A 4,116-nucleotide genomic window follows, 5' to 3' on the forward strand; every position below is an offset into this window, starting at 1 on the left:
GCCCAGGTGCTCCCACACCGGGGCGACCCGCCGCGCGTCGGGCGCGAGCGGCACCGGCACCAGGCCGGCGGCGAGAGCGCCCCAGAACATGGGCTGGAAGTCCTCGCTGCGGTCCGCGAGCAGCGGCACGCAGGTGCCGGGCTCGACACCCGCTCCGCGAAAGCCACCCGCCACGCGCAGGGACGCGTCAAGCAACTCCCGGAAGGTGACCGTCAGTTCGGTGCCGTCCCCACGGACATGTACGACGACCTGCTCAGGGGCCCGGCGGGCTGCGTCCAGCAGTACGTCAAACAGCGATGCAGTCTTCATGGGTCCGTTCGTTCGTGCGTGGGTGAATTGAGCCGGTGGAGCGGTGGGTCGGGCCGGGTGGCGAGCCGAAGGCCCTTGACCTCGTCCTTTCGTTCATCCGGGAGCCTGCCGGAGCCTGTGTCCCGTTTCATGAGTACGCATACTCAAACGGGGTTCCGTATCGAACGACTGTCCGGGCGCACGACGTGTTCGCATTCCCTGCCGAAGGCGGGGAACGTGGAGTACATGGGAGTCGGGAGCACTGCACGCGAGTCGGGCGCACGGGTCATGCCGTCTGCCCGTCCGGCTCGTGATGCCCCCGACGGACCGGGCACCCTCGTAAGGAGTTCCAGTGACCACGTACGTCATCACCGTTCCGGGCACGTTCGTCCGCAGTGTCTCCGACGCCGCGCGCTCCGACATCGAGGACAGGCTCAGGCCTCGTGATCCGCAGAACACGGACCTGGGCGAGAGTGAGGAACTGAGCCTGCTGACCGTCGAGGAGGGTGGCATGTTCTCGGCCAGGATCGAGGTCGAGGCGGCGGACCGCACCAGTGCCGAGAGCGAGGCGGTGGGTCTGGTGTCGAAGGCTCTGCGCGACAGCGGATTCGCCGAGGACGACGCCCCGCTGGGGCAGGCGGTCGTGACCGGAATCGACAGCGAGTTCTGAGAAGGCGCAGCCTCGCGGCCGGGCACGTACCCGCGCCGAAGTCCGTGCTCGTGCCGAAGACCGAGCCGGCGACTGCCCTGGGTCGAACGGATCGGCCCTCGCCCAGCAGCGGCTGAGACCGCTCGTCGGCGGTGATGAACTCACAGCAGGCAATGGTCAATTCAAGCCGTTGTCTTGTCACTTCCATGACAAGCCTGTGCGAGTGGTGTCACTCTGCTGTGGAACATTCACTGTTCGTTCACATCGTCACACCTGCCACACCTCTCATGTCCCCCACTCGTACATCCCCGCACCCTCACGTCGCACGCGTCGCCGCGTCCTCGGGCGCCTGCGCGTGTCGGCCGGTGCGGAGCTCCTTCCCGCTCCACCCCCCATTTCGGACCGGCTGCACCCAGTCGGTCCGCTCGCCGTCGGCCCTCACCAGGGGCCGGCTGTCGCAGGAGGAGAAGACCTTGTCCGGGTATCACCGTTCCACCCACCGGCGCAGACGCGCCGCGGCCCTGGCCCTCACGACCGCGAGCTCGCTGCTCGTCCTCGGAGTCCAGGCCGGACCCGTGTCCGCCGCACCCGCGGATCCCGGTTCTTCGAAGATCACCGCCACGCCGCGTGCCGGTGCGGCCCAGGCCGAGCTGTCGCCCGCCGAGCGCACCGCACTCCTCAAGAGCGCGACCGCCAACGCCGGCGGCACGGCCGATCAACTCGGCCTCGGCTCGCGGGAGAAGCTCGTCGTCAAGGACGTCATCAAGGACGCCGACGGCACGACCCACACCCGGTACGAGCGCACCTACGCAGGGCTTCCGGTCCTCGGCGGTGACCTGGTGCTGCACCTGAAGAACGGCCGGACCACCACGTCCAAGGCCACCGGCGCCACCATCACGGTGCCCACAACCACGCCGAAGATCTCCGCGGCCCGCGCCGCCACCAAGGCGCTCGCGATCGGCAAGGCGGCCGACGTGGAGCGGTCCGAGGTCGAGGGCAAGCCTCGGCTCGTCGTCTGGGCCGCCGCCGGGTCCAAGCCGGTCCTGGCCTGGGAATCCGTCGTCGAGGGGTTCCAGGAGGACGGCACGCCCAGCGAACTGCGCGTCGTCACCGACGCGGCCTCCGGCAAGGTCGCCTCGAAGTACGAGAGCGTGCGCACCGGCACGGGCGCGGGCCAGTACAACGGCTCGGTCGCGGTCGGCACCACGGCGTCCGGTTCGTCGTACCAGATGGTCGACGGCGATCGTGCGGGCCAGCGCACGTACGACCTGAACCAGGGAACCTCCGGCACCGGCACACTCTTTACGGATGACAACGATGTCTGGGGCGACGGCACCCCGGGCAACCGGCAGACCGCCGGTGTGGACGTGGCCTTCGGCGCGGCCGCGACCTGGGACTACTACAAGAACGTTTACGGCCGCAACGGCATCCGCAACGACGGTGTCGCCGCCTACAGCCGAGCCCACTACGGCAACAACTACGTCAACGCCTTCTGGCAGGACTCCTGCTTCTGCATGACGTACGGCGACGGGTCGGGCAACGCCAAGCCGCTGACCTCCCTCGACGTGGCGGCCCACGAGATGACCCACGGCGTCACCAGCGCCACCGCCAACCTGACGTACTCGGGGGAGTCGGGCGGCCTGAACGAGGCGACCTCCGACATCTTCGCCGCGGCGGTGGAGTTCAACGCCGGACTGGACGCCGACGTCCCCGACTACCTGGTCGGCGAGAAGATCGACATCAACGGCAACGGCACCCCGCTGCGGTACATGGACAAGCCCTCCAAGGACGGCCAGTCCCGCGACAACTGGGACGCCTCGCTGGGCGGCATCGGCGTCCACTACTCCTCCGGTCCCGCGAACCACTTCTTCTACCTGCTGTCCGAGGGCAGCGGAGCGAAGACCGTCAACGGCGTGAACTACGACAGCCCCACCGCCGACGGCGCCCCGGTCGCGGGCATCGGCATCGAGAACGCGGCCGCGATCTGGTACCGGGCGCTGACGACGTACATGACGTCGTCGACCAACTACGCGGGCGCCAGGGTCGCGACCCTGCGGGCCGCGGGTGACCTCTTCGGCGCCTACAGCGACACCTACCTCGCCGTCGCCGCCGCGTGGGCGGGCATCAACGTCGGTGACCGCATAGCGCTGGGCGTCAATGTCTCCCCGATCGACGACCAGACCTCCGGTGTCGGCCAGGAGGTGTCCCTGCAGATCGACGCCTACACGACCAACGCGGACGCGACGCTGACCTACGAGGCCACCGGCCTGCCCGACGGCCTGACGGTCAGCGACAGCGGGCTGATCTCCGGGACCCCGACCACGACCGGCACCAGTGACGTCACCGTGACGGTGACCGACAGCACGGGTGTCGCCGTGTCGGACACCTTCGAGTGGCGCGTGGCGTACGTCTACGGCAACTCGACCCGGGTCGACATCCCCGACGTCGGTGCCGCGGTCGAGTCGCCCATCACCATCACGGGCCGTCCGGGCAATGCCTCGGCGGCCACGGAGGTGTACGTCAACATCGTGCACACCTACCGGGGTGATCTGACCGTCGATCTGGTCGGCCCCGACGGGACCGTGTACTCGCTGCTGAACCGCAGCGGCGGCTCGGCCGACAACGTGAACCAGACCTTCGTCGTGGACGCCTCGGCGCAGCCCGTCGAGGGCACCTGGAAGCTGCGGGTGCGTGACGTGGCGTCGATCGACGTCGGCTACATCCAGCAGTGGAGGATCACTCCCTGACGCACTGCCCGCTCTCACGCCCGCCCGGACCGCGCCATGGTCCGGGCGGGCGTTCGCGTCGTACGTTCCCGTCGCCCGGTATCGATGTGATGTGCCCGGTATCGCCTCTGGCCTCGGTGGTAGAGATGTCCCTCGGCGTACAGGCACCACAGGAGAGGCGGACCGATGGACTACTACGATCTCGGCACCCACAACCGGACCGTGACAACATCGTCCGCCGAGGCCCAGAAGTGGTTCGACCGCGGCCTGGTCTGGTCGTACGCCTTCCATCACGAGGAAGCCGTCTCCTGCTTCGAGGCGGCCGTGGCGGCGGATCCCGACTGCGCCATGGGGCACTGGGGCATCGCCTACGCCCTGGGCCCCAACTACAACAAGCCCTGGGAGTTCTTCGACGGCGAGGACCTGGCCCGTACCGTCGACCGCACCCACGCC

Annotated in this window: 3 protein-coding genes and 1 pseudogene; 3 read left to right on the plus strand and 1 reads right to left on the minus strand. The window is 68.9% G+C overall.

Going from position 1 to position 4,116, the window contains the following annotated elements; all coding sequences use genetic code 11:
* Positions 1-309, minus strand: a 309-nt coding sequence (locus tag O3Q52_RS49805) for an AMP-binding protein (RefSeq protein ID WP_269655040.1), incomplete at its 3' end; no start/stop codon positions are given.
* A 331-nt stretch (positions 310-640) separates the two neighbouring features.
* Between O3Q52_RS49805 and O3Q52_RS49810 the strand changes: the two genes are divergently transcribed.
* The 3 genes and pseudogenes from O3Q52_RS49810 to O3Q52_RS49820 form a co-directional block, all read left to right on the plus strand.
* Positions 641-958, plus strand: coding sequence for a hypothetical protein (locus tag O3Q52_RS49810; RefSeq protein ID WP_269655041.1), 318 nt, complete (start codon positions 641-643; stop codon positions 956-958).
* Between the two features lie 452 nt (positions 959-1,410).
* Entirely contained in the window at positions 1,411-3,684 is a 2,274-nt protein-coding gene (locus O3Q52_RS49815; RefSeq protein ID WP_269655042.1) for a M4 family metallopeptidase, read from the plus strand.
* Between the two features lie 165 nt (positions 3,685-3,849).
* A pseudogene (locus O3Q52_RS49820) lies at positions 3,850-4,116 on the plus strand (hypothetical protein); the annotation flags it as partial.

This window comes from Streptomyces sp. ActVer (genome assembly GCF_027270795.1).
GTDB lineage: Bacteria > Actinomycetota > Actinomycetes > Streptomycetales > Streptomycetaceae > Streptomyces > Streptomyces umbrinus_A.